Source organism: Acidimicrobiales bacterium (assembly GCA_041394265.1).
In the GTDB taxonomy this organism is placed as follows: Bacteria; Actinomycetota; Acidimicrobiia; order Acidimicrobiales; family SZUA-35; genus JBBQUN01.
In genome coordinates this window covers 2,052,710-2,078,263 of the sequence record JAWKIO010000005.1, presented here as the reverse complement: position 1 = coordinate 2,078,263, position 25,554 = coordinate 2,052,710, and the positions used below count along the sequence as shown (strand labels likewise).

At 65.8% G+C, this 25,554-nt stretch carries 25 protein-coding genes; 7 read left to right on the top strand and 18 right to left on the bottom strand.

The features are described from left to right. The first annotated feature begins 19 nt into the window (after nt 1–19). The gene (locus R2733_10185; GenBank protein ID MEZ5376867.1) at nt 20–856 is read left to right on the top strand and encodes a TauD/TfdA family dioxygenase; all 837 of its coding nucleotides are present in this window, start codon (nt 20–22) and stop codon (nt 854–856) included. Between the two features lie 34 nt (nt 857–890). Here R2733_10185 and R2733_10180 read toward each other — a convergent pair whose 3' ends face one another. Then, the gene (locus tag R2733_10180) at nt 891–1,712 is read right to left on the bottom strand and encodes a class III extradiol ring-cleavage dioxygenase (protein MEZ5376866.1); all 822 of its coding nucleotides are present in this window, start codon (nt 1,710–1,712) and stop codon (nt 891–893) included. A gap of 89 nt (nt 1,713–1,801) precedes the next feature. Here R2733_10180 and R2733_10175 point away from each other — a divergent pair, with 89 nt between their 5' ends. Continuing rightward, the gene (locus R2733_10175) at nt 1,802–2,296 is read left to right on the top strand and encodes a MarR family transcriptional regulator (protein MEZ5376865.1); all 495 of its coding nucleotides are present in this window, start codon (nt 1,802–1,804) and stop codon (nt 2,294–2,296) included. A gap of 42 nt (nt 2,297–2,338) precedes the next feature. Beyond that, entirely contained in the window at nt 2,339–3,814 is a 1,476-nt protein-coding gene (locus R2733_10170) for an FAD-dependent monooxygenase (protein MEZ5376864.1), read from the top strand. On the opposite strand, the gene R2733_10165 is transcribed toward R2733_10170, so the two are convergent. From R2733_10165 to R2733_10145, 5 genes are read right to left on the bottom strand one after another with little or no spacing between them, the layout of a single operon-like run. Beyond that, the gene (locus tag R2733_10165) at nt 3,804–4,916 is read right to left on the bottom strand and encodes a diadenylate cyclase (protein ID MEZ5376863.1); all 1,113 of its coding nucleotides are present in this window, start codon (nt 4,914–4,916) and stop codon (nt 3,804–3,806) included. The genes R2733_10170 and R2733_10165 overlap by 11 nt on opposite strands. 44 nt (nt 4,917–4,960) lie before the next feature. After that, nucleotides 4,961–5,647, bottom strand: a complete 687-nt coding sequence (locus R2733_10160; protein ID MEZ5376862.1) for a phosphotransferase — start codon at nt 5,645–5,647, stop codon at nt 4,961–4,963. A 52-nt stretch (nt 5,648–5,699) separates the two neighbouring features. Continuing rightward, on the bottom strand, nt 5,700–6,902 hold the full coding sequence (locus R2733_10155) for a carbohydrate-binding domain-containing protein (protein ID MEZ5376861.1): 1,203 nt from the start codon (nt 6,900–6,902) through the stop codon (nt 5,700–5,702). Then, nucleotides 6,899–7,708 (bottom strand): polyphosphate polymerase domain-containing protein, encoded by an 810-nt coding sequence (locus R2733_10150; GenBank protein ID MEZ5376860.1) that lies wholly within the window; start codon nt 7,706–7,708, stop codon nt 6,899–6,901. Before R2733_10150 ends, R2733_10155 begins: the two co-directional genes overlap by 4 nt. 5 nt (nt 7,709–7,713) lie before the next feature. Beyond that, complete coding sequence (locus tag R2733_10145) at nt 7,714–8,322, bottom strand: DUF4956 domain-containing protein (GenBank protein ID MEZ5376859.1); 609 nt, start codon at nt 8,320–8,322, stop codon at nt 7,714–7,716. Between the two features lie 19 nt (nt 8,323–8,341). Here R2733_10145 and R2733_10140 point away from each other — a divergent pair, with 19 nt between their 5' ends. Both R2733_10140 and R2733_10135 read left to right on the top strand, forming a co-directional pair. Next, nucleotides 8,342–8,842, top strand: coding sequence for a metalloregulator ArsR/SmtB family transcription factor (locus R2733_10140; protein ID MEZ5376858.1), 501 nt, complete (start codon nt 8,342–8,344; stop codon nt 8,840–8,842). Beyond that, nucleotides 8,839–9,336, top strand: coding sequence for an SRPBCC domain-containing protein (locus tag R2733_10135; protein ID MEZ5376857.1), 498 nt, complete (start codon nt 8,839–8,841; stop codon nt 9,334–9,336). Before R2733_10140 ends, R2733_10135 begins: the two co-directional genes overlap by 4 nt. Nucleotides 9,337–9,380: 44 nt before the next feature. On the opposite strand, the gene R2733_10130 is transcribed toward R2733_10135, so the two are convergent. The 8 genes from R2733_10130 to R2733_10095 all read right to left on the bottom strand — a co-directional run bounded on the left by R2733_10130 (nt 9,381) and on the right by R2733_10095 (nt 20,906). Next, nucleotides 9,381–12,071, bottom strand: a complete 2,691-nt coding sequence (locus R2733_10130) for a DUF6777 domain-containing protein (protein MEZ5376856.1) — start codon at nt 12,069–12,071, stop codon at nt 9,381–9,383. 112 nt (nt 12,072–12,183) lie between these two features. After that, complete coding sequence (locus tag R2733_10125; GenBank protein ID MEZ5376855.1) at nt 12,184–13,065, bottom strand: hypothetical protein; 882 nt, start codon at nt 13,063–13,065, stop codon at nt 12,184–12,186. After that, nucleotides 13,058–14,440, bottom strand: a complete 1,383-nt coding sequence (locus R2733_10120) for a glycoside hydrolase family 32 protein (protein ID MEZ5376854.1) — start codon at nt 14,438–14,440, stop codon at nt 13,058–13,060. The genes R2733_10125 and R2733_10120 overlap by 8 nt, the downstream gene beginning before the upstream one ends. Before the next feature lie 52 nt (nt 14,441–14,492). Continuing rightward, entirely contained in the window at nt 14,493–15,980 is a 1,488-nt protein-coding gene (gtfA, locus tag R2733_10115; GenBank protein ID MEZ5376853.1) for a sucrose phosphorylase, read from the bottom strand. After that, nucleotides 15,981–17,639 carry a glycoside hydrolase family 13 protein gene (locus tag R2733_10110; GenBank protein ID MEZ5376852.1) on the bottom strand — a complete coding sequence of 553 codons (1,659 nt, stop codon included), beginning with the start codon at nt 17,637–17,639 and terminating at the stop codon, nt 15,981–15,983. A 5-nt stretch (nt 17,640–17,644) separates the two neighbouring features. Next, complete coding sequence (locus tag R2733_10105; protein ID MEZ5376851.1) at nt 17,645–18,523, bottom strand: carbohydrate ABC transporter permease; 879 nt, start codon at nt 18,521–18,523, stop codon at nt 17,645–17,647. Further along, nucleotides 18,520–19,386, bottom strand: coding sequence for a sugar ABC transporter permease (locus R2733_10100; GenBank protein MEZ5376850.1), 867 nt, complete (start codon nt 19,384–19,386; stop codon nt 18,520–18,522). Before R2733_10100 ends, R2733_10105 begins: the two co-directional genes overlap by 4 nt. Before the next feature lie 104 nt (nt 19,387–19,490). Continuing rightward, on the bottom strand, nt 19,491–20,906 hold the full coding sequence (locus tag R2733_10095; GenBank protein MEZ5376849.1) for a hypothetical protein: 1,416 nt from the start codon (nt 20,904–20,906) through the stop codon (nt 19,491–19,493). 192 nt (nt 20,907–21,098) lie between these two features. Between R2733_10095 and R2733_10090 the strand changes: the two genes are divergently transcribed. Beyond that, entirely contained in the window at nt 21,099–22,502 is a 1,404-nt protein-coding gene (locus R2733_10090) for an IS1380 family transposase (protein MEZ5376848.1), read from the top strand. A 43-nt stretch (nt 22,503–22,545) separates the two neighbouring features. Here the strand turns inward: R2733_10090 and R2733_10085 are convergent, their stop codons facing one another. Continuing rightward, entirely contained in the window at nt 22,546–23,577 is a 1,032-nt protein-coding gene (locus R2733_10085) for a LacI family DNA-binding transcriptional regulator (protein ID MEZ5376847.1), read from the bottom strand. Nucleotides 23,578–23,772: 195 nt separating this feature from the next. Here R2733_10085 and R2733_10080 point away from each other — a divergent pair, with 195 nt between their 5' ends. Further along, on the top strand, nt 23,773–24,210 hold the full coding sequence (locus R2733_10080) for a VOC family protein (protein MEZ5376846.1): 438 nt from the start codon (nt 23,773–23,775) through the stop codon (nt 24,208–24,210). Between the two features lie 51 nt (nt 24,211–24,261). Here the strand turns inward: R2733_10080 and R2733_10075 are convergent, their stop codons facing one another. From R2733_10075 to R2733_10065, 3 genes are all read right to left on the bottom strand, one after another. Then, the gene (locus R2733_10075) at nt 24,262–24,783 is read right to left on the bottom strand and encodes a TrmH family RNA methyltransferase (GenBank protein MEZ5376845.1); all 522 of its coding nucleotides are present in this window, start codon (nt 24,781–24,783) and stop codon (nt 24,262–24,264) included. A gap of 108 nt (nt 24,784–24,891) precedes the next feature. After that, a complete protein-coding gene (locus R2733_10070; GenBank protein ID MEZ5376844.1) occupies nt 24,892–25,119 on the bottom strand; it encodes a helix-turn-helix transcriptional regulator in 228 nt (75 codons plus the stop codon). Further along, nucleotides 25,119–25,553 carry a hypothetical protein gene (locus tag R2733_10065; GenBank protein MEZ5376843.1) on the bottom strand — a complete coding sequence of 145 codons (435 nt, stop codon included), beginning with the start codon at nt 25,551–25,553 and terminating at the stop codon, nt 25,119–25,121. Before R2733_10065 ends, R2733_10070 begins: the two co-directional genes overlap by 1 nt. Nucleotide 25,554: the final 1 nt, after the last annotated feature.

Here is a 25,554-nt window from a genome sequence, read left to right as displayed (position 1 = left end):
AGATCCACCGGGGGGACCGATGGCACTACTCACACCGACCGAGCGACTCGACCTCAACCAGCACGTTGGCACCGAACTACACGGCATCGACCTGCTCACGCTCGACGATGACGGGATTGCCGATCTGATCCGCCTCGTCGGCGAGCGAGGCGTCGTCGTGGTTCGCGACCAGACGATGACGCTCGACGAACAGATCGAGTTCGGACGCCGTCTCGGCCCACTCCACGTCCACCCCGCCTACGCCGATGGCGCTCGCCCTGAGGCGCTGCGCATCCACACCGATGCGTCGTCACGGTTCACGGCCGGCGAGGGTTGGCACAGCGACGTCTCGTGTGATGCCGAGCCGCCCGGCGTCTCGATGCTGCGGATGGAGATCACCCCGAGCGCCGGTGGCGACACCGCGTTCGCCTCGATGGTCCAGGCGTTCGAGTCACTCTCGACGACGATGCAGGCGTTCCTTCTTGGCCTCGAAGCCGTCCACGCCGGTGACCTGCCGTGGCGTGGCTCCTACCAGAACACCTCCGACAAGGAGTTTCCGGTGAACGTCCACCCTGTCGTGCGAACCCATCCGGTCACCGGTCGGCGTGCGCTGTACGTGAACAGCAGCTTCACCGAGCGCATCAAGGGACTCAAGCGAGCCGAAAGCGACGCGCTCCTCCAGATGCTGTTCCGTCACGTCGCCGACGGGGTGAACTTCCAATGCCGGGTCCGGTGGGAACCCCGCACGATGACGATGTGGGACAACCGAACGGTCCAGCACCACGCCAGCTGGGACTACTTCCCCGAGACCCGTTCCGGTTGGCGAGTCACCACACGCGGCGAGCGGCCGTTCCTGTCACCCGACCAAGCGGACTGACCACGAGCAGACAACAGCAGCGGCGGTCGGTCGCTCAGTTGTCGGCGCCGAACCGGTAGCTGGAGGCGGTGATGTAGCCCGCCATGTCCTGCTCGTAGTACCCACGGACCCCGGGCTCGTCCTCGGCGGCGCCGACGGCAACCATCAGAGGAATGAGGTGATCCTCCGCGGGATGAGCGATGCGAGCGCTCGGCGCCTGCTCCCATTGCTGGAGGCGCCGAAGCCGTTCGGCCGGCGCGGACTCGAGGAGCGTCGTTGCCAGCCACCCATCGAACTCCCGTGAGGGCTTCTCCGCTGCCGGACCCCAGAGCCGAAGATTGTGATAGCTCAGACCGCTGCCGACGATCAGCACACCTTCGTCGCGAAGCGGGGCAAGGGCCCGTCCGGCGGCCAAATGGGCATCGGGGTCGTAGCCGTGAAGGATCGAGAGTTGCACCATCGGGACGTCCGCCTCGGGGTACATCACGTACATCGGGGCGAACATGCCGTGGTCGAAGCCGCGCCGGGCATCCTCGGCATGTGGGATGCCGGCCGACGCCAGCAGTTCGGTGACACGGTGTGCGAGGTCGGGCGAGCCCGGGGCGGGGTACTGGATCCGATACGTGAAGTCGGGGAAGCCGCCGTAGTCGTAGACCATGGGGGGTCGGGGGTTGGTCTGGACGGTGAAGGTCGGTGTTTCCCAGTGCGCCGAGACCACCAGCACCGCCTTCGGCGTGACACCGATCTCGGACGGGATCGCCTGCAGCGATGCCTGGAGCTTCGACATGTCGAACGGCATCTGGTCCATCATCCACGGCCAGGGGCCGCCGCCGTGAGAGATGTAGTAGGTGGGAAGTCGCTTTGCCATCGGGTCCATCGTTCGGCTCCTTCAACAGTTGATCATTCAAGTTATCGGATCAAACAGTTGAGCCGTCAAGTTATTCCGACATGCAGTAGCCTCACGACGTGACAGCACCCGAGACCGACAGCCGGTGGCTCAGCGACACCGAGATGGCAACCTGGCTCGAGCTGATGTCGATGCTCGTCAGGCTGCCGGCAGCACTCGACACCCAGCTGCGCCGGGACGCCGGCATCACGCACTTCGAGTACACCGTCCTCGCCACCCTCTCCGAGGCCGAAGGGGCCGAGATGGCCATGAGCGAACTGGCCTTCCTCGCCGAGGGTTCGCTCTCGCGGCTCTCTCATTGCGTCAAACGGCTCGAAGCAGCAGGTTGGGTGCGACGATCCCCCCACCCGACCAACGGCAGGGTGACGCTCGCTGCACTCACCGACGAAGGACGGACGAAGGTGGAGGCCACGGCGCCAGGACACGTGGCGGCCGTGCGACACCATGTCTTCACTCCCCTCACGAGCCGTCAGGTCGACGAACTCCGAAGGATCGCGCATCGCATCAGCGCCACCATCCCGCCCGAGATCGCTCCGACACCAACGCTCAGCTGAGCGCATACCTACCGTTCGGACCGCACATGAGAGGCAGCCCGCATGCCCGAATACGAGGTCGTGATCGTCGGAGCCGGACCGGCCGGGATGATGCTTGCAGCGGAGCTCACGCTGGCCGGCGTCGAGGTCGTGGTGGTCGAACGCCGTGCCAACCAGGGACTCGAGAGCCCGCGCAGCCGCGGACTGCACGCTCGAACGATCGAGGTCCTCGACCAGCGCGGCGTCGCCGACCGATTCCTGGCGGCAGGCCAACCAATGCAAGTCCAGGCGTTCGCTGGAATCCCGCTCGACATCAGCGACTTCCCGACCCGCCACCCCTATGGCCTCGCACTGATGCAGAGCGAGTTCGAACGCACCATGGCCGACTGGATCGACGAACTGGGTGTGCCGGTGATGCGCAGTCGACAGGTTGTTGCGTTCGAACCGACCGATGAAGGTGTGTTCGTCTCACTCGACGACGGCATGGTGCTCGAGACCGAATACCTGGTCGGCTGCGACGGGAGCCGGAGCATGGTTCGCACGACGGCCGGGATCGAGTTCGCCGGCTGGGACCCGACCGTGTGCTGGATCCACAGCGAGGTCGAGGTGGACGAGCTGCCTCCGTTCGGCCTTCGTGGCGGCGGAGGGATCGGACCGGCATCGTCCGGCCGTATCGGCGTGACGCTCGCCGAGGCCGACCTCGATCGAGGCCACGAACCAGCGACGATCGACGACGTTCGCGCTGCCCTGTATCGAGTCGACGGAACCGATTACGGCGCCCGCAACCCCCAATTCGTCGCACGCTTCACCGATGCAACTCGTCAGGCGGTCGACTACCGGGCCGGGCGCGTCCTGCTTGCCGGCGATGCTGCGCACGTGCACGCTCCGTTCGGGGGGCAGGGACTCAATCTCGGTGTGCAGGACTCGGTCAATCTCGGGTGGAAGCTCGCTCAGGTCATTCGCGGGGAATCGCCGGCATCTCTGCTCGACACCTATCACGACGAACGGCACCTGGTCGCCGCCAGCGTCATGGCCAACACCATGGCCCAGCGAGCGCTGCAGTCCAACGACGAGCGGACCGTGGCGCTGAAGTCCGTCGTTGCCGACCTCCTCGGCCTCGATCAGGCGCGCACCCTTCTTGCGGCTTCGATCAGCGGGCTGGACATCAGGTACGCACACGAGGGGGACCATCCGATGGTCGGTCGACGTGTGCCCGACGTCGACCTGGCGACCGCCGACGGGTCGGTTCGAGTGTTCGAACTTCTCAGCGACGCTCGCCCCCTCCTGGTCGACTTCGACCCAGCGAGCGCGCTCGACATCACCGAATGGCGCCAGGTCCGTCACGTCCGGGCGCGCTTCGATGGGCCGTGGGAGCTTCCCGTCGTCGGCAGCGTGGCACCACCAACGGCACTACTCGTACGGCCCGATGGTCATGTCGCATGGGTGGGCAGCGGTTCCGACGATGGGCTGCACACTGCGCTCGCCACCTGGTTCGGAGGCCCGGCAGCCCCGGGCGTTCGACGAGTTCTCAAGCGCTGAGTTCGGTCTCAATCACGTCATCGATGGTGGTCGGTTGGCCACAACAACCCTGTGGCGCCGGTTCCGGTGTCGGCACTTCGACCTCGGCCTGCTCCAGATCGACATCCGCCGCCTTGGCGCTGATCCGCACTCGACGCCCTTCGCGAAACACCGTGACCGGACCGTCCTCGCTCACGACGAACGCAATCGTGTGGTGGTGATCCCAGGTGAAGCGAGCGGCAGAGCGGTGCCGCATGCCGCCCTTCTGAGGGACGGCGCGCTCCGACTCGATGGACGAGCGCAAGCCGACGCCGATCTTGTCGATCGTGCCGTCGGCACCGACCAAGGCCGCCAGGTCGGTTTGTGCGAGGGAGGCGAACAACGCCGGGTAGTGGTGCCGGCTCGTGACCGAGAGATGCGGCGCGTCGATCGCTGCGTCGAGGTCGAGCGACGGTGCGTCGTCCTCCCGAGGATCGAAGTCATAAAGCACGGTCGCCCCGATCCGAGCGGGCGACAACCAGTGCACACACAGGTCGAGGATCCCCGCGAGAATCTCCCGGTTGGCTCCTTCCACCAGCGCGTCGATGGTGGCAAGGAGGTACTGCGCCCGCTTGCGCACCGTCCACTGCCGGCCGTTCCACTCGACGACCCCGTAGTCGGTGAACAGTCGGGGCGTGCCGGCCAACGTGCGCTGCACGATGTAGGCGCCGGTCTGGCGCTGCACCTCGACCATGTCGGCCTCGTACTGGATGGTGCGACGGAAGCAGGCGAGCTGTGTGCGCTCCGACCTCGGACGGCGAACGACAAAGGTGGACCGGCCGTCGGCGAAGCGTCTCGAGGTCTCGATCGACGAGTCGAGATCGATGGTCTCGACCAGATCGGGAGCGACCGACATGTCGCCGGTTTGCGGACAGATGAAGGCGCCGTAGAACGCCTGGGTGCCCTCGTGCACCGGCGGCCGGCGGACTTCGTCGAGTTCCTCCAGCACCAGCCGGAGCGCCTCGGCGTCCAGCGGCAGACGGATCCCGTCGTCGTCGAGCTCGTCGAGCAGGCGCCGCAGCGAGCGCGGCAGCGATGGATCACCCAACAGTTCGCGGACCGCCCGGTACGGATCGAGCTCCATCCTCCGCACGCTATCTGCGCCCGAGTCCCCCACGTCGATCACCCTCATCGGCCGGCGGTCGCCCAGGTCCCGAACCGTCGAAGGCGTTCGCGTTCGTTGTCCGACATGTTGCGGTCGGTCAGTCGATGGGCCACAGCCGCCGGGATCGCTCGACGAGCTGCCGCACGATCGACCTGCCCGAGGAACGATCGCAACATGACACGGCGGCCGAGCGGAATCAGGATCCGATCGAGTCCCTTCGCCGGGGCCGACGCGCAGGCGAACAACGCCCACGTGTCGGCAACGTCGAAGGCCGGGTCACCGGCGGAGGCGTTGGACCAGTCGATCACCACCGCACCATCGGTCGTGAGGATGACATTCATCGGGTGCAGATCACGATGGAGCAGGCGGTCACCCTCGAGCGGAGCGACATCGAGCCAGGGCGGCGCAGCAATGCGGTGCAGCTGTTGGTGAAGATCGCCGAGCATGCGGCCCACCTTGCGGAGCGGGAACGGCGGTCGGCCGGCCGCCTCCATCATGGTGGGGCCGACGAGTCGGTCCATCACGAGGTAGCCATCGCCGGCGTCGTGGACCGCCGGGCAGGGGTACCCGTGATCACGCGCATAGCTCATCGTCTCGGCTTCTTGCGCGAGCGAACGACCGTCGCGGGCCACACGCAGCACACGATCAGGACCGTGCTCGAAGATCTCGCTGTCTCGCCCCTCGGCGAGCTTTGGTCCGATCGGATCCACCGGAACATTGTCGCGTCGCTCGGCGAGTCGTGCACCGAGCGACGCAGCGACATCAGCCGCCAGGCCTGGTCCCGCCACCGCCTCGACCACCCATTCGGCTCTCCGGGATCGAGGTCATCTGTTGTCCGTTCACGACGATGGTCCCGCCCGTCATCTCGGCGGTCGTGTCGTAGTCGAACGACGAGGTGGGTGCGGTGACGGTGATGTCGCCACCCGTGATCACGATCGCACCGTTGGCATCGAAGGCGTCGGTGTCGCCGCTGCCGACCGTGACGTCGATCGTTCCGCCGTTGACGGCGATGTAGACCTCACCGGCGATGTCACCAGCAGCGGCATTGATGCCGTCGTCGGCGGCGTAGACGGTGATGTCACCACCGTTGATCGTGATGTTGATCGCCTCGATCCCTTCGAGACTGTCCAGGATGTCGATGGTGCCATCGTCGATCGTGATCGTCGTTGCCGCCTTGATGGCGTCGTCGCCCACATCGAGCGTGATGGTCCCGCCGGTGATGTGGATGATGCCCTTGTCGAGGCTCTCGGCGTTGGTGGTCTTGAGCCCGTCGCCTCCTGCGCTGATCGAGATCTCGCCGCCGGTCACCGTGATGGAGTCACGGCCGCGGATGCCCTCGTCGGCGGCGTTCACGGTGATGACTCCCGCGGAGATGACGAGATCGTCCTTGGTGACGATTCCATCCTCGTAGTTCGCCGTCACTTCGAGCGTCCCGGATCCTGAGAACGTCAGATCGGCGGTGGAGTAGATGGTGCCGTCGATCTCGGGATCGCTGCGATCGGCAGCGTCCTCGAGGACGTTCTCGCTGCCGTCGGCCAGCACGATCTCCACGTTGTCGGCTTGCTCGACGACGATGGCCGCACCCTCTGCGGAGATGATGTGGACACCATCGAGGACGAGTCGCACGTCGTCCTCGGTGCTGACGATCACTTGGGCGGTGCTGCCGCCGGTCAGGGTGTAGGTCCCGCCCTCGGTGATGGTCAGCACGCCACTGCCGAGCGTCGTCGTCTGTTCGGGCAGCGCTGTCCAGTCGATGTCTTCGGCCTCGCTCTCGGAGCTGTCGGCCGTGGCGTCAGTGCCCGAGGCTTCGCTGTCGCTCGTGGCTGAGGCGACACCGGCCGTTTCGGCCGACGAGGACTGGAGGGATCCGTTCGCCGTATCCAGCTCGCTTGCACCGCAGCCGCCGAGCACGAGCGCGGTGGCGGCAGAGAGCGCCCAAAGAGGGTTGATGGGTTGGCGTTTCATGATGTCGGGTCTCCGATCTTGGTTGCGATCCGAGTGGATCGAGGGGAATGGTTCGTGCCGACACCGAGGTGTCGACGGAGGACGGGTCGCCACTTGTGAGCGGGAAGCGCAGGTTGGAGTGCGGCCAGGCCGATGCCGTATTTCGAGATGGTCTGCGGGCGGTGGCCAGCGGCCCACAGGAGTCGATCGAGCCGCGTCGGTGACCCTGGCGACTTCGTCTCGACGATCACCACATCCGGCCAGACCTGCGATCGCCCATCAGGCGTGCTGACCGTGAGCGAAGTGTCGATGGTGGCCCTGCTCGCCAACTCGGCGCCGTGTTCGATCGGGTCGAGTAGCAGCGTCGTCCGTTGGTAGGCAGTGCGAAGGCTTGGCACCAGTTGTTTCGGCAGTTCGGTCGACCAAGCTCTGGTCGGCAGTCGCTCGCTCAGGTTGGCGGCGATGAATGCGACGGCATCGGCGTCGAGGTCGACGAGGTGATCGGTGACGACCGTTCTGGTCTTGACCGTGGAGCGACTGCGGTCCCGGGTCTTCAGTTCCAACACGTGGGTGCCCGAGTCGAGATAGGTGCGGGTGCGCACCTTGAACCGGTTCGGCCGGCTACGGGCGGCGGCGAGGTAGCAGTCGAGTCCGGCGGTGTCGAAGTAGGTCGATTCGTAGCCAAACCGACGCTGTCCGTCGATGTCGAGGACTCGGACCGCTGGCAGATCGGCCCACAAACGGTCGAGGTCGTCACCCCGAAGCACGTACTTGCGGTCGACTCTCGTCTGCAGCGCCGCCGATGCGTTGAGTTCGTCGAGGGTCACCGTGATCATCGCACGCCCACCCGGGAGGTGCCGTCGAGCAGGGACTCGTGGCTGCCATCGGGGATCGACTGGTCGAGCACCCGGTACCGCACCTCCAACGAGGTGGTGTCGTGGACCAGATCAACCTTGCGAATCGTGACCTGCTGGACGGTGGCACCGAGGAGCCCCTCGAGGTGGGCGACCAGTTCTGGCTCGTTCGTGTAGGCCCGGTCGAGCGTCATGTGGTGCAACCGGTAGCCGGGGAACAGTCGGGGATGATCGGCTGCGAACACGACGGCGAGGATCGTGGCCATGAGCGCAGGCGTGAGCCACTCGGGCGAGACCGGGATGCCACCGAGCAAGCCGAGCGAGAGCGCCGCGAAGTAGTAGGCGACCTCGTGCTGCACGAGTTCGGACGACCGCAGGCGAATGATCGACAGCACACCGAACAGGCCCAGGCCGAGCCCGGCCGACACTTGGGTGGACGCCAGGGCGTTGGCCACGGCGAGCACACCCACGTTGACGCCGAGGAAGGCGACGAGGAGGTCCTTGCGGTGATGCCTGGGGAAGTAGAGGGCGAACGTCAAGATGATGACGGCGGCGAGATCGAGGGCGAAGAGGACCGGGGTGGACATGTGAGGCTCCAGTGATGGGGTGGACATCGCCACGATGACCCGGCAGTCCGAGAGTTCCCTGAGAGCCACCGCGGAGTCTCCGCAGGATCTCGGTCCTGTGGTGCGTGATGCGGGGTTCATGGCCGCGACACCTTGCGCTCGGCAAGGGTTCGTGCTTATCTACAACCATATGGTTGTAGGTTTGCTGACGGATGAGCGAGCAAATCGGGTGTTCCACGCCCTCGCCGACAGCACGCGCCGAGACATCGTCGTGCGGACGTTGCAGGGGGAGCATTCGGTCTCCGCCCTCGCCCGCCACTACCCCATGAGTTTCGCCGCCGTTCAGAAGCACGTGGCTGTGCTGGAAGAGGCCGGGCTCGTGACCAAGCACCGCATGGGTCGCGAGAAGATCGTTCGCGGCGACGTCGAGACCATCCGTCGGGCCAATCAGTTGCTCGACGACCTGGAAACGGTGTGGCGAGGCCGCGTCGAACGGATGGGCGAACTCCTCGCCAATGACCCGAATGGAGACACACGATGACCGTGACCAATGTGCACAAGGACCCCGAGCAGCTCACGATGACGATCACCGTCGAACTCGACGCCAACCTCGAACGGGCCTGGCAGCTGTGGGCCGATCCGCGTCAACTCGAGCGTTGGTGGGGTCCGCCCACGTATCCGGCAACGTTCGTCGACCATGACCTCACGCCGGGCGCCGAGGCGAGGTACTACATGACGAGCCCCGAGGGCGACAAGTACTACGGCTGGTGGGAGATCATCGCCGTCGACCCTCCTCGACGGCTCGAGGTGATGGACGGCTTCGGCGACGAGTCGGGTCAGCGCAACGAGGAGATGCCGGCAGGACGAATGGTCGTCACGTTGGACGAGCGGGACGACAAGACCGTGATGGCCATCATCTCGTACTTCACCTCGCTCGAGGCCATGAACCAGCTCATCGAGATGGGCCAGGAAGAGGGCATGGTGATGGCGCTCGGACAGATCGAGGCCATCCTGGCCGACTCCGCCACGGCGTAGCGTCCTCCGTCGAACGAGTCTCGATCACCCGAGCCGAGGATGACTCACTCCAGCGCGATGACCTGGAGTTCGGCGAAGCCGCCACAGTCGAGTGCCTCGTGACCGCCGAACACCAGCCGGACGGTGTCGCCCTCCACGCCTCCGACATCGAACGAACCCGGCGTGTCCGGCGTACCGGGGAGGTCCACGCTCTGCGAGAAGACCACCTGACCCGACAGGAGTACTTCGACCGTCATGCTGCCGAAGCCGAATCCGGTGCGGAACTCCGGTACCTGGTGTCCGCCGTTGCCGGTCACGACAATCTCATCGATCAGTACGGTCGGGCCAGACCAGGTGTAGACGGCGTCACCGGCACTCGGTCCAACCGAGAACCAGGAGGTCGCCGCATTCCCGTCCACCGCAAGCGAGGCTGGGAACCCGTCGAACGACGAGTTGGCGCTGACGCTTCCCTGACCGGTGACGTCGACAGGAAGGAGCGGCTCCGTGGTGGTTGTCGGTTCCGTGGTGGTTGTGGTCGGCGCCGTCGTGGTCGTCGCCGGCGACGCCGCGTCGGCGGTGATCCCGACCTCTGCAAGGGGGTCAGGTGCGGGGACCCCGAGTTCGACATCGGCCTCGCCGACCGTGCCGATCGGGCGCTCGACTGCTTCGCCGGTCGACACGTTGCGCAGCACGAACTCGGTCGTCGGGCCGCGGTCGGCAACCGCCATCACCTGTCCGGCGTCGAAGCCCTCCCAGACCGTGCCTTGATAGGCAACGGACGACACGACCATCGGTTCCAGCAACGGGTTGCCACAGTTGCACTTCACCCGGGGCACCCCGGTGTCATCGACCAGCACCGCAGTACCTGCCTGGAGTACCGACTGGAGCGTGGTCGGCGCGCCATCTCGGTAGCCGTGATTGGTGACCCGGGTGTCGGCCAACAGCTGCACGGCCGTCAAACCATCGACGAACGATCGAATCTCCGACGGCGTGATGCCATGGACCTCGGCCCACGCCGCCGCCTTGTCGGGCGTCGTCTCGAGGAACGCCACCAGAGCCTCGACGTCGCAGGTGGTCGCGTCGCCCGATCCACCGTACAGACCCGGCGCTCGTCCGACGACCGTGGGCACGGCCGTCACCGGCTCGAGATCGGCAACATCGATCGATGCGGGCACGAGTGCTGGCGGCTCGCCCTCGACGAGCGCCGCGAGGTCATCGAAGAACGGATCGTTTCCGGACGTCGACGCCGGTTCGAGGAAGAGTTCGCTCCCCGATGCTGCCACCTCGCCCTCACTGCCCCCGAGCTTCACCGCAGCAAACACTCCCCCGGCGATGGCCGCAACGGCGAGCACACCGATGACGGCGAGGAAGGCGGTACGGGAACCGTGTGGAGCGCCGCTCTCGCCCGGAGCGGGCGGTGTACCGCCGGGTGGCGGACCAAATGCACTGGCATTGCTGAACGGCGGGTCCCCGCCAGGAGGCATCGACTGCCCGGCGATCGGTTCGGGGGACGGCGGTGTGGGAGTCGCAATGTCTGCGGCATTCATCACCTCGGCGGGGTCCGAGTCCGAGGGAGGGGCCGGCTGGACGGGGGGCGCCGGTGGAGGGAGGACGGGCGGAAGTGGCAGCTGGGTCGGGTCCGACGTCGGGTCGGACGCCTCAGCGCCGGCCGACGGATCGGGAGGCTCGCTGGCCTCGGCGAGATACGGACTGATCGCAGCACCGAGTGCAACCGCGTGCTTCGGGTGGGTATCGACGGCGATCGGTAGTCCCGTTCGTCCACCGACGGCGGCAGCAACGAGGGGAATCCGAGAGCTCGCACCGACGAGGAGCACCCGATCGATACCGGTCGCACCGACTCGTTCGATGGTGGCGGCCAGCGCATCGACCGATCGGTCGATCGCCGGACGGATCGCGGCTTCGAACTCCGAGCGATTCAGCCGCACCTCGGAGGCATAGCCGGGAATGAGCGACGAGACCGTGGCGGAAGTCGCCTCGCTGAGCTGTTCCTTGGCCTCGACCACATCGGTGCGAAGGCGAGCAAGCGCGGCCAGGACCACCGGATCGTCTTGATCGAGACTCGCAACATCGATGCCAAGTCGGTCCACTGTCATCTGGTAGAGCGCCTCATCGAAGTCGACCCCACCAAGCCGTTCGATCCCCGCAGCCTCACCGAGCTGGACCCAACTGCCCCCGGATTTCTCGAGCACCGCCGTATCGAAGGTGCCACCTCCCAGGTCGTATACCGCCAGACGAGTGCCGTCCTCGACTCGTTCCTGCGCGGCGTAGTGGACCGCCGCCGCAACGGGCTCGGGGAGAACAGAGAGTTCCCCTGCCGCCACCGGGCGGAGTGCGTCCTCGAACAGCGAGAGCCGGTACTGCCCCCAATTCGCTGGGTAGGTGGCCACGACATGTTCGGGCGCGCCGCCAGAACGCTCGGCAACGATCGCCTGTACCCGCTCGAACATCGTGACCATCAGCGATTCGGCCGATACCGGGCTGCCCCCGAGGAGCAGCGGCGTCGGGTCACCGAACCGTCGTTTGAATTCCCGCGCAAGCCGCAGTGGATCCGCACGTCCCTGTTGGACGGCGGTCCGTCCGATCAGGGCCGCACCGCCTTCCTCGAGAAACACGACCGTCGGCTCGGTTGTCTGCGTATGGCTGAGGCCGACCATCTCCGCCGCACCACCCGGTGTCGCCACCGCCGCTGCGGTCACGGTCGTTCCAAGGTCGATCCCGAGCGAGTATCCCGACACGTTTCCCTCCGATGTCGCTCAGATGGAACCTATCAGGTCGGGCGATGCCGCTCTGGAGGAGGGCGAACCGAGTGTTCGGTGAATCACCGCCGTATCTGGACCGCACTCCCCGTCAGAGCAGCACCGACCGACACCACTGATGGAGCGTCGGGTCGTCAACGGCCCACGCCCAGAAGGCGGCGATCCAGCGTCGGGCCGGCTCGTAGAACTCGGACAAGCCGGCGTTCGCCAGCCAGCCCTGGGCGACGCGCCGGTCGTCTTCGTCGGCGTTCGGCGTGATGGCCGGGGTACAGAGATAGACCACGGCGCTGAGCGGGTCGAGCCGGCGGTCGCCGCGGATGCTCGATGCGCCGATGTCGATGACGGAGGTGATCACCGAGCCGACCGCCAGCATGTTGCCGGCGAAGGCATCGAGGTGGACGAAGGATCCCTCCGTGGTGTCTGGTAGGTCCGCTGCGAGTTCAGCTGGATCGACGTGTTCGAAGCCCGGTGCGCGCCCGAGGCTCCATGCCGCTTTGTCGTGGAGAAAGCCTCGCCAGGTCGTCGCACGAACGGGAGATCCTCCGAGCAGATCACCGAACCAGGTACGGGCGTCGAGGTGGAGATCGCCCAGCAACGCTGCGGTATCGAGATGCGCCTCGATCAGGCTGCGGCGGCTGGGCCGGTCCACGCGGTGCAGCGCGTCGCTGACAGCGACGCCGGGCAGGCGGCGCTCGACAGCGTACGTACGTTCACCGATCGACCCACATTCGAGCACCTCCGGCAGCTTGAAGAGTACGTGCCGATGTTGCCGCAGTTCGTCGACGAGCGTCTGTCGCTCGAGCACGTGCTCGCCGTTGCCCGAGTCGTGGAGCACCCGCAGCACTCGAAGGTCATCAAGCGCATAGACCCAGGCCTCGCCGCCGTGACCGAGCAGCTCCGACGGCTCGACACCGAACTGGCGCAGGACAACCCGGAGACCCTCATCTGCCGGGAAGTCGAGCGCGTCACCCACCCGGCAAGTCTGGCTCATCCGGGAGGTGAAGGACCTGTGCCTGCGCCGGGCCGGTGGAGCGAACCCGCCACCGCTCGCCGGCCGCCGGATACGCCCGGAGCGTGGTCGAGCCTGTCGCAGTGAACATCTCGACGATCGAGCCGTCGGCGAAGACGTCGACGGTGCCGGACGTAGATCCTCGCCATGCCGCACGGACCGCTCCCGTCGTATCGTTCACCAGATCGATCATCACGTCACCTGTCGCCGTGTGCATCCAGGCAGGTTCTGAGGTGTGCATCTCGTATACACCATCGACCTCCTGCACCTGCAGACCGCCGCCCCTCAGACGGTCGAGCTCGTGGGCCGGCATGCACACCGGAAGCCCGGACGGGCCAGCCATCACCTCACGCGGAAACGTCAGCGTGCCCGCCCAACCCGACGCGGCGATGTCGGCGGCCGATCGATGGTTCGTGCCAGTACCACGTCCCTCCCACGACCATCCCCACGCCAAGATGCGCCCGTCATCGACGACCAGCTGGGGCGCATAGAAGTCGGGTCCGTGGTCGAGCGGTGTCTCCGCAGTCGGAACGAATCGAGGAACCGAACCCGACAGGTCGAGATCGCCGACGTAGGCCGCGACACCGTGGCGACGTTCCGGCGCCGACTCACCACGCCGCTCGTCGGCGGGAACCGGTTCGTCCCATGACACCACGAGTAGCCACCGTTCGCCGAAGGGGACGAGCTGCGGGCATTCCCAAAAGGTACCCGAGCCGACCATGTGCGCAGGAAGCTCGGCGGCAGTGAGCAGCGTCCCGAGCAGGCGCCAGTCGTCGAGGTCGTCGGCGTCGTAGACCAGCACCGCACCGGTCCGCGTACGCTCCCTGGTCTCGGCGGACCCATGGTGCCCATTGGTGATGTCGAACTGGCCGGCGCCCATGATCCCGAGGCGGCGCCCGCCAACGAGGACGACGAAGGGATCGCGGACGTCGAACCAACGACCGTGATCCGGATGATCGGTGGCCGTGCGTTCGGGCTGTACCCAGTCGCCATCGCTCTCCTGGCGAGCCACGGCAACACGAGCGGTCGATGCGTCGGCGGAGACGGCGGTATAGACCAGTGCTGCGCCGCCGCCTTCTGGAACCGCGACCCCGCTCCACACACCGGCCGCGTCGATCGTCCCGGGTCGCGGTCGCAGGGCAACGCCCTCGTCCCGCCACGACAGGAGGTCGGTGGACGACATATGGCCCCAGTGGATGTCGCCGTGGTCCGGTGCGTTCGGATTCCACTGGTACATCACATGCCAGCGACCCTCCCAACGGCCGATGCCGTTCGGATCGTTCACCCAGCCGTGCGAGGGACGGGTGTGCAGATGTGGGAACGGGTCGATTGGTGACATCGAAGCGTGCTCCTTCCGCCGGTGGTTCCGGGACCACCGACGCTGTGACGTGCTAGCGGAAGCGATCGCTGCGGCGGAAGTCGGCGGGTGAGGTGAACACCGACTCACCGATCTCCAGACGGAACGACCGTCGAGTGACATCGATCGTCGCCTCCAGCACATCGTCGCCTCGTGTCCACCGGAACGCCAGTACGCCGGACGGCGAGTCGAGGACGTCGAACGATCCTTCGAAGAGGTCGGCGTTGCAATTGCGCCACCGCAGGAGTCCGAGCGTGTCGATGACCACGTCGGTCTGCATCGCCGCGGCAAGACCCTCGTCGGAGTAGTAGGGACGGTTGATGTCGCGGCCCACCTTGGTCCGGTGCAGCAGCTCCATCTGATTCGGTGCGGCAAGAAGGCCGGCGTAGTAGACCTGCGGGATCCCCGGGCACAACACCTGAATGAGCCGGGCGACGAAATGGGCCTCGTCCTCCGAAGCCAGCGCCTCGTAGAACGTGGTGTTCACCTGGTAGAGGTCGAGGTTCGACGCCGCTGCGCCCGTGGCCTCTCGGGATCGGCCGCCACTCGCCTCGTGCATCGTCTCGACCAACTCGTCGACCTGCTGTGCCGAGAGCAGGCCATCGAGCTCGCCCTCGGGAGCGACGTCGACGATGCCAATGCCATCGTGGGTGTCGAGCACGGTCACACAGTTGCGTGGGGCGATGCGCAGCCACTCCTCGAGCGGCGCGGCGTCGCCAGTGTGGAGCGCGTGGAGGACGAGCGGGGGCAGTGCGAAGTCGTAGACGGCGTCGACTCGATCGGCGATCTCGATCTGGTGCCGGTGGTGGGCGTGGATCTCGACCAGCACCCCCATGCCACGCGTGCGGCTCTGCTCGGTGATCCAATCAATGAACTCGAAGGTCTCCGGGATCATGAAACTGGACGAGCCCGGCTTCTTGATCGCGTACCCGACGGCGTCGAGGCGAACGAGATCGATGCCCGCTGCGGCGAATCGATCGAGCACACCGAGCAGATGGTCACGGCCGGCGGGGCTGTTCACGTCGATGTCGACCTGGTCGCTCGTGAAGGTGGTCCACACCTGCTGTTCGCGACCTGCGATCTCGTAGGCCGTGAATGGGCGTCCCGGTCGCGGCCGATAGAGCTTGTCGATGTCGGGGTCATCGGGTCCACCGGAAAAGACGCGTTCCAGGGTCAGGAACATGCCGTCGTACGGTGATGCCGAGCCGTGCGCCTGCCAGTCGAGGAACGGCGCAGACGCCGATGAGACGTGGTTGACGATCAGATCGGCCATGACGACGAAGTCACGACCGATGCGACCGACGTCCTCCCATGTGCCGAGTCGGGGGTCGACCTCGCAGTGATCGATCGGGTCGAATCCCGCGTCGGCTCCATCGATCGGGGTGAAGAACGGAAGCAGGTGGACGCCCCCGAAGGCGCCATCCAACTCACTGCGAAGCAGCCGGTCGAGACCTTGAAGGTCCGAGGCGAGTCGATCGACGTAGGTGATGAGTTGCGGCCGGTTGGGGCTGATCGGCGCCATCTACGACCTGGTCTTGCGCGCTCCAGCACGCTGTTCGATGTCGTCTGGCCGCACCATCCAGACGGCGCAGTCAGGCTCGAGCACTCGGCCCTGATCGGGGTTCGACGCGAGGATCACGGAGCCTTCGGGCAGGGCGAAGGGCTCGTCACCCATGTTGACCAGACAGGTGAACCCGCCGGCCCGGCCGAGCGCCAGCACATCACCGCTGCCGAGCGTTGTGACCGTCAGATCGTCGCCGTCTCGCAGCCAGGTCGAGCGAAGCCCGATCGCCGACCGGTAGAGGCTGAGCGAGGACCGCTCGTCGTCGAGCTGTTCCGCAACCGACCGACCGAGGAACTCTGGCGGTTGTGGCAACCATGGTTCGGCCGTGCTGAAGCCCATGGCGTGACGGTCTGCGTCCCATGGGATCGGGACACGGCACCCGTCGCGTCCCTTGAGCGTGTGGCCCGACTGCTCCCACGTGGGATCGCGCAACACCTCGACGGGAAGGTCCCAGACTTCCGGCAGTCCGAGTTCCTCGCCCTGATAGATGTAGGCCGACCCGGGCAGCGCAAGCGTGACGAGGGCGATGGCTCGGGCCCGTCGGGCGCCACGTTCGACATCGAGGGCATCGTGTGGCCCTTGTGCTGACCACCGGTACCAATCGATGCCGACCGGTAGGCCATACCGCGTCGCCGGGCGTACGACGTCGTGGTTGGACACGACCCACGTGGGAAGCGCGGGAGTCTCCTCCAACGCCCGCATCGACCGCTCGATGCTCGTGTGGAACTGCCGGGCGTCCCAGTCGGTCTCGAGGAGATCGAAGTTGAACGACTGGTGGTAGCCACCGGGCTGGAGGTAGCGGGCCACCCGGGCCGGGTGGACGACCGCCTCGGCGACCATGAGCCGGTCGCCGTACTCATCGACGATGCGCCGCCAACGGCGAACGATGTCGTGGATGCGGTCTCGGTCCCACATCGGGTGGTCGGCCGCCTCGGTGAGGCGGTGCAACGCAACGCCGGGCTCGAGCTCGAGTTCGAGATCGACGGTCGGATCGTCCTTGAACAGACCGTGGGCCACGTCGACGCGGAACCCATCGACACCAACATCGAGCCAGAAGCGAAGGATCTCATCGAAGGACGCGACCACCTCGGGGTTGTCCCAGTTCAGATCCGCCTGGGTCGGGGCGAAGCTGTGGAGATACCACTCGCCGTCGGCGGCGCGCTCCCACGCCGGTCCTCCGAAGATCGACTCCCAGTTGCTCGGCGGAAGCGACCCGTCGGGTCCCCGACCCGACCGGAAGAGGTAGCGGTCACGCTCGGCGGAACCTGGCGGGGAGGCCAGCGCTTCCCGAAACCAGCGGTGGTCCGTCGACGTATGGTTCGGCACCAGGTCGATGATGACCTTGAGATCGAGCGCGTGTGCATTCTGGATGAGGACCTTGGCGTGGTCGAGGGTGCCGAACCGGGGATCGATGTCGCAGTAATCGGCGACGTCGTAGCCGCCATCGTGGAACGGCGATGGGTACCAGGGCGTGATCCAGACGGCGTCGACACCCAAGTCCCGAAGGTAGGGAAGCCGCCCGATGAGGCCACAGATGTCGCCGACACCATCGCCATTCGAGTCAGCGAAGGATTGGAGATACACCTGGTAGACGACGGCATGTCGCCACCAGGGCATCGATGTCACTTCACCGCACCAGCGGAGATTCCGGCGATGATGCGCTTCTGCATCATGAAGTAGAAGACCACGATCGGAACGATCGATAACAACAGACCGGCCATGGCCAGGCCATAGTCGGAGGTGTACTGACCGAAGAACACGAAAGTCCTCAGCGGGATGGTCTTCTCGTCGTTCTCGACGAGCACCAGCGAGGGGAGCAGGTAGTCGTTCCAGATCCACAAGGTATTGATGATCGCCACGGTCGCCGTGACCGGTCCGAGCAACGGGAAGACGACCGTGCGGAACGTCATGATGGGCCCCGCACCATCGATCGCCGCGGCCTCGTCGAGCGAGATCGGGATGTTCGAGATGAAGCCGTGGTAGAGGAAGGTCGACAGGGCGACCCCGAACCCGACGTAGAAGAACGCGATCGTGTATTGGTTGGCGGGGAAGCTGAGATCCCTCAAGAAGAAACCGACGAACGGGATCATCAGGGCCTGGAAGGGCACCACCATCGACGCCACGAGCACGAGGAAGGTGGTGGTGGAGAACTTCGACTTCGTCCGGGCGAGGTAGTAGGCCAGCATCGACGACGTGACGATGATGGCCGACACGCTGATGACGGTGACGATGAACGTGTTCAGGAGGGCCTGCCAATAGCCCATCTTGTCGATGGCCTCGGTGAAGTTGTCCCACTTGAACGGTGAGGGGACGCCGAGCGGATCACTGATCACGGTGCGCCGTTCCTTGACCGAGTTCAGGATCACCATCGCGAACGGGAACGCATAGAGCGCAGCGAGCACGATGGCCATGAGGCCGAGAACTCGCCGGCCGGACTTCTTCCTCGGCGCTGCCACATGGGTTGCTTCGGTGGGTTCGATCTGGTCGATCATGTCGCTCATGCTTGAACCTCGAATCGCTTGGAGATGCCCACCTGGATGACGGCGGCGATGGCGATCACGATGAACATCGTGACGGCCTCTGCCTGCCCCTTGGCCCAGTTGCCGAGCTGGAACGCCTCGTTGAATACCTGCATCGAGACGAGTTCGGTGGTCCGGAACGGGCCGCCACCGGTCAGCGAGAGGTTGAGGTCGTAGACCATGAACGCGTTCCGGATGGTCAGGAACAACGAGATGGTGAAGGCGGGGACGATGAGCGGGATCTTAACGTACAACATCTGTTTGAATCCGGTGGCCCCATCGATGAGCGAGGCTTCCAGTAGCGACTCGTCGATGCTCATCAGCGCCGTCACGTAGACGATCATCAGGTAGCCCGACATCTGCCACACGGTCACGATGACCATGGCCCAGAACGCCCCGGTGGTCTCGATCAGCCAGTTGGACTGGAAGATCGGACTCGCGATCACGGGAAAGGCCTGGGCGAAGAGGAACTGCCACACCAGGCCGAGGATCACCCCGGCGAGGAGGTTGGGGACGAAGAACACGGTGCGCAGCACATGGGTGCCTCGCATCGGCAGCGTCACGAGCAGCGCCAGGCCGAAGGCCACGAGATTGACCAAGACCACGCTGGCGACGACGTACTTCGCCGTGAGCCACATCGAGGACCAGAACTTGTCGTCGGACCAGGCCGCGCTGTAGTTCTCGAAGCCGACCCACTTCGTGGTCTCGAACCCGTTCCAGTCTCGGAAGGTGAAGTAGATGCCTCTTGCGAACGGCACGATCAAGACCAGCGTGAAGATCGCGAGTGGCACGAAGGCGAAGAGCATGAACCGGCTGATCTCGGATCGCCGATTGGAAACTGCCATGGCTGGAACCCCCTTGGTTGCGCATGGGCTCCCGGAGTCTTTCGACTCCGGGAGCACACGCTGAGTTTGCTACAGGTCGAACGTCGAGCGCTCAACCAGCGGGATCAGGCCGTCCAGCAGGCTTCGAGCTCACCGGCGAAGGTCTCGCGATCGGACTGATCGGCGTAGTACTTCTGAGCGGCGGCGCCGTAGCAATCCTGCAGACCCGACGGGTAGGCGCTGTTCACCCACTGGAGGGCCTTGCCGGCGGCAACATAGTCGGCGATCTCGGAGGCCATGTAGGTGGAGGGGCTGACGGTGAAGCCGTCGTAGACGGGGATGAAGCCCATGCCGTTGTCCTCGAGCGGGCCGGCCCAGTAGGTCTGGCCCTCGGGGGTGGTGAGGAACCAGGTGACCACGGCGATGGCAGCCTCGCGCTGCTCGGGTGACGACTGCTCCTCATCGATCATGAGGTAGAAGGGCACGCCGACCGAGATGCCGTCGTTGCCGTAGGCGCCGGCGGTGTCGCTGATCGGCACGGGCATCACGCCGAACTCACCGTCGGGGGTGGCGCCGAGCAGGTTCGGCTCGGCCCAGTTGCCCATGAACCAGAAGCCGACCTCACCGGTAGCCAGGTTCTCGACGCCCACGTCGTAGTCGGTGTCGGCGATCGTGGCCGAGCCGATCGTGTTCGCCTTCAGCAGATCGAACGTGTCGAGCCAGTCGATGAAGACAGGGTCGGACATCAGGTCGTAGTTGCCGGCAGTGAGCTCATCGAGGATGGCGAGCCGCTCCTCGGAGGTCTCGGCGGCGTTGGTGTGATAAATGTTGGTGAAGTGAGCACCCAGTGACCACCACAGACCCGAGAAGTGCACCGCTGCGGGGGCCGTGCCGGCGACCGCCTCGAGCGCTGCAGCGAGTTCGCTGCGGGTGGTGACCGCAGTCGGATCGACACCGGCGGCGTCGAGGACCGACTTGTTGTAGAGGAGACCGAATGCCTCAGCGGTGATCGGGATACCGGCCTGCTTGCCGTCGATGTTGGCGACGTCGAGGGTGCCCTCGGCGGCAAGATCGACCAGTGGCTGACCGGTCCAGTCCATGACCCGCGGGGCCATGTCGGGGATCTCCTGGAGCGCGGTAATGATGGTCGGGGCGTTGCCCGACTCGTACAGCGGCGTGATGGTCTGGAGGAACGGCTGGCCCTGCGGAGCGTCGACGATCTCGACACTCACGCAATCGGTGTTGGTTGCGTTGTACTCGTCGATCGCGGCCCGGAACTGATCCTGGATCTCGATCTTGATCGTGCCGAGCCAGGTGATCTCGGTCGGCTCGGAGCACTCGCCCCCGGCGGCTGCGTCATCGGAGGAATCGTCGGCGCCGCCGTCACTCCCGCCGTCGGCCGTGGTGGCCGTGTCCTCTCCGTCCGAGGCATCACCTGCCGAGGCATCGCTGCTGCTGCTGCCACAACTTGCGGCGGTCAGCGCGAATGCTGCGCACAATGCGACGAGCAATCGCCACGACGCATGCGTCTTCTTCGTCATGTTGGGTCTCTCCCCTCTTTCTCGGCCGAGCGGCCGTGCATGTCGATTCATCGAATCGATTCGACAAACCGACCGTTGACGCTAACCCGGATCTTGCATAGCGATCGGTGAGCGGGTTCGCGAAAAGCCCTCCGACCTGGAACGATGAGTGTTGCGAAGCAAACATCGGATTCCAGGAAACGGAGGGCTCTCATGAGCCAAGGTAGCAGCCTTGTTCGACCACGCAAGGTGACCGGTGACGGGACGGGACTGGCCACCCACGCCGGTCTGGAATGGTTGGCCGAGACCGCCGATCTGACCGGGATGACCGCCGGGTTCTCCGAGGCGATGCGTGGCCTCGGGGGTCGTCGTCATGACCCGGGCCGGACTCTGACACAGGTGGTGTTGGCGTTGGCCGACGGAGCGACCTGTCTCGCTGATCTGGCGGTGTTACGGAACCAGCCGGCCATGTTCGGCCCGGTCGCGTCGGACCCGACCGTGTGGCGAACCTTCGATCGGGTCGGTCCGGCCGAGTTCCGCCGTCTCGACATCGCCCGTCGTGACGCCCGGGCTCGGGCATGGGCCGCCGGAGCGGGACCCGCCGGTGACGTGATCATCGATATCGACGGGACCCTGATCACCACCAAGACCGACAAGCAAGACGCAGCACCCAACTACAAACGAACCTACGGGCATCACCCGTTGCTGGCGATGATCGCCGAGACCGGCGAAATGCTGTGCGGGATCATGCGGCCCGGCAACGCGGGCGCGAACAACGCAGCCGACCACATCACCGTCCTGGACGCCGCGGTCGCTCAACTCCCCGACGCCTGGGCGGCCGGGCATGGCCTCGGCGATGATCCAACCCTCATCCAGCATCGGTTGGTGATCCGTGCCGATGCTGGCGGGGCGAACCATTGGCTCACCGAAGAAGCACGGCTACGTAACGCCGAGTTCTCCATCGGCTACTCGATCGATCAACGCGTACGCGACGCCATCATGTTGTGCCAAGACGACGCCTGGGTCCCGGCGATCAACACCGATGGCCGACCCCGGGCCGGGGCCGAGGTGATCGAACTCACCGGCCTGGTGAACCTCGATGCCTGGCCGGAACGGACACGGTTGATCGTTCGTCGTGAACGCCCCCATCCGGGCGCACAGCTCACCTTGTTCGACACGATCGAGGGCCGCCGCCATACCGCGTTCATCACCGACACCGCAGGCGGCGACATTGCCGGACTCGAGCTACGGCAACGGCAGCGTGCCCGGGCCGAGAACGTGATCCGCGATACCAAAGCCTGCGGACTGGCGAACCTGCCGTTCGACTGCATCGTCAGCAACGATCTGTGGATGCAGTTGTGTTTCGCCGCGAACGATCTGTTGTGTTGGGCACGGCGGATCGGCTGCGCCGGGACCGCCATGGCGAAGGCGGCACCGAAAACGGTACGGCACCGGTTCCTCACCGTCGCTGGCCGGGTCACCCCGACCGGGCGTGTTCTTCATCTCGATCAGCACTGGCCATGGACCACCCAACTCTTGGCCGCCATCGGGCGGATCCGCACCGCCTTCGCATCACTCACCGTGACCACACGGATCTCAACACCAACAGCCGTATGAAAGATCCGGGCTAACGCCAGGTTCCAGGGCGGTCAAGTGACTGTTACCGTTCCGTAAACCTCGGAACAGATAGCGAGGTCAGAGGGTACGCCGGTCGGATCGAGCTGCCGACGACCAGCGTCGTCCCGACCAATCGTTGCCCATCGATGGCCTGTCCGGCAAGTGCACCGATCATGACCTCGGACGCCATAGTGCCGAGTACTGCAGGGTCCGCAACCACCGAGGTCACGTCGGCCTCGCTCGGTGTCAACAGCCCGATGACCGAGAGGCTTGCCTGCGCGCCCGATTCCAGCTCGTCGAGACCATGGAACACCCCATCGAGCGCAGGCGGATTCATGACCACGTACGCGGTCGGCGGCTCGGTGTCATTGGCACGACGACGCACGATCTCGAGGCCCGCCGCAACGGTGAAGTCACACGGGCTCGTCCGCAGTTCCAGGCCCGCCGTCGTTGCGGCTGCACGAAGCGAGCTCTGCAATCGAACGACGATCCCCACCCGCCGATCGAAGTCCACCGCTGGAGGGCCGACGAACTCGACGCGTCGGTGGCCTTCGGCAACGAGCTGCTCGACCACCAGCGAGGCAGTCTGTCGATCGTCGGTGTCGACGAACAGGTGCGTTGCGCAATCGCCCGTGCGGCCGATGGTCACGAAGGGCACGCCGGCTTCGTCGAGCGCGTCGACGCGAGGGTCGTCCATCAGGATCGAGGTAAGCAGCACACCGTCGATCAGCCCGTCACTCGCGAGCTCACGAACACCGAGCGACTCTTGCCCGCTCTCGGTCCAAAGCAGCAAGTGGTACCCATCGGCGCGAGCGCGCTCTGCTGCTGCGAAGAGCATCTTGACCATGTACGCGTCGGTGGCGGTGACGTCGGTCGGAAGGAGGAAGGCCAGGATCCGGCTCCGCTGGGACTTCAGCGCCCGGCCAAACGCATTCGGCGTGTAGTCGAGGTCGGCCATTGCCGTTTCGATCCGCAGCCGTGTTGCGTCCGAGATCGGGCGCTTGCCACTCAGGGCATACGACACCGTGCTCACCGAAACGCCGGCCCGCTTCGCCACATCAGCCATTGTCGCCATGCAGAGACCAGCCCCTCGTCCAAACTTGCAGCGCGTGGCATCACGTGTCACCGACAGGCGATCCGCAACTTCCGCTCGCCACGCGTGCGACAGACGGTACCGGGAAGGAGACGAGGTCCTCAAAGACCATGCTCGGCCGCCACCAGCAGCGCGGACCAGGAGACCTCATCTGCCGCCGCGAGTAGCGTGCGCCGCATGCCGATCAAGATGGAGAACATTGGCATCGCCGTCCGCGATCTCGATGCTGCCGTTGCCTTCTTCACCGATCTCGGCCTGACCGTGATCGGTCAGGCCGAGGTCGGCGGCGGGTGGTCCGACACCGCCGTGGATCTCGACGACAACCACGCCAAGATCGCCATGCTCGAGACCCCGGACGGCAACGCTCGACTGGAGCTCTTCGAGTATCTCCACCCCGACGCGATCGAACGCGATCCGATTCGACCCAACGAGATCGGCATGCACCGCGTTGCGTTCTCCGTCGATGATCTCGACGAGGCCCTGGCGATCGCTGCTCGGCATGGCTGCCACCCGCTGCGCGGCGTCGCTCGCTACGAAGACCTCTACCGGCTGACCTATCTGCGTGGCCCCAGCGGCATCCTGGTCATGCTCGCCGAGGAACTCACCGGTCGCTGACACCCAGCCGCCTCAGCGAGGAGTAACCCCCATTCGCCGACAGCCCGACGGTCACGCGAGTCCCGCCAGGCGGTAGAGCACCAGCGATCCGGCCACCGCGACATTCAAGCTGGCGCCGCGGCCGGTCATCGGGATCTCGACCACATCGTCGAGCAGCGGCCACGCTTCGTCGGGGATCCCGTGGTGTTCGTGCCCCAGCAGCACCACCGTTCGACCCCGTGCCACGTCGAGCCGAGGCAGCGGAATGGCATCGTCGGCCAGTTCGACGGCCACGATTCGCCAACCGTTGCTGCGTTGCTCGTCGACCCAGCGGAGTTTGGATCGTCGCACCCAGTGGATGTGGGGACGGCGGGCGAGCGTGTCGCCCGTAGCCAGCGCGTCGCGGTAGTGAGCCGTGTCGGGCAGCGCCATGCACGCCCCCACGGCGTCACAGGTGCGCAAGAGCGTCCCGAGGTTCGCTCCGTAGGCCACCCAGAGCGGCGCAACGATCAAGTGATCCCAGCAACCATGTTGGCGAAGCCGACGTTGGCGACGCATCTGGCGGGACGTGCTCTTCGCTCCCGGCCCGGTCATCGAGCGGTGCGGATCAGCCTCCGGTGGTGCATGTGTTGGCGCTCTCCTCGGCGGCGCCGGGCCATCTCGTGCCCCCAGTGGAGGGCTCGGTCACTGTACTGCGATCATTCAGGCGAGCGAGGCAGCGGGCTCCCCGAGGTCTTCATGGTCGGGCGTAAAGAGGTCTTCGATGTTGGTCGAGAAGACTCGGGCGAGACGGAAGGCCAGCGGGAGGCTCGGGTCGTAGCGGCCCTTCTCGAGCGCATTCACGGTCTGACGACTGACGCCGAGCAGATCGGCGAGGTGGGCCTGGCTCCAACCGTTGACGGCGCGGAGCTCCTTCAGACGGTTTTCCATCAGGCCACACTCCGAACGAGCAGGGTGGTGCCCCAGGTCGTCATACCGGCACCAAAGATCAACCATCCGCCGAAGGTCCACGCCACCCCGATCATTCCGAGGAAGCCGAGCGCCAGCGCAGCGATCATCGAGACCCCGAACCCAAGCGCCATGGATTCGAGCATGACGATCCGGCCGTACTCATCGGCCCGCTGTGTTGCCCGGTACAGGGCGACGGCAACGCCGACCATGGGCAGAACGGGCAGCAGGACCCAGAGCCGGGCCCTCGAGGTGGTCGCATCGACGGAGCTCTGCACGATCGCCAGAAGGATCCAGAAGGTCACGATCGCCGGAACGAATTCACGGAGATAGCTGTTGCGCTGGCGCTTGTCTTCAGCGCTGAGGCGTGGGCTGCGTCGTGCCGCAGCGATGGTGGAGTCATTCGCGTGTGTCATG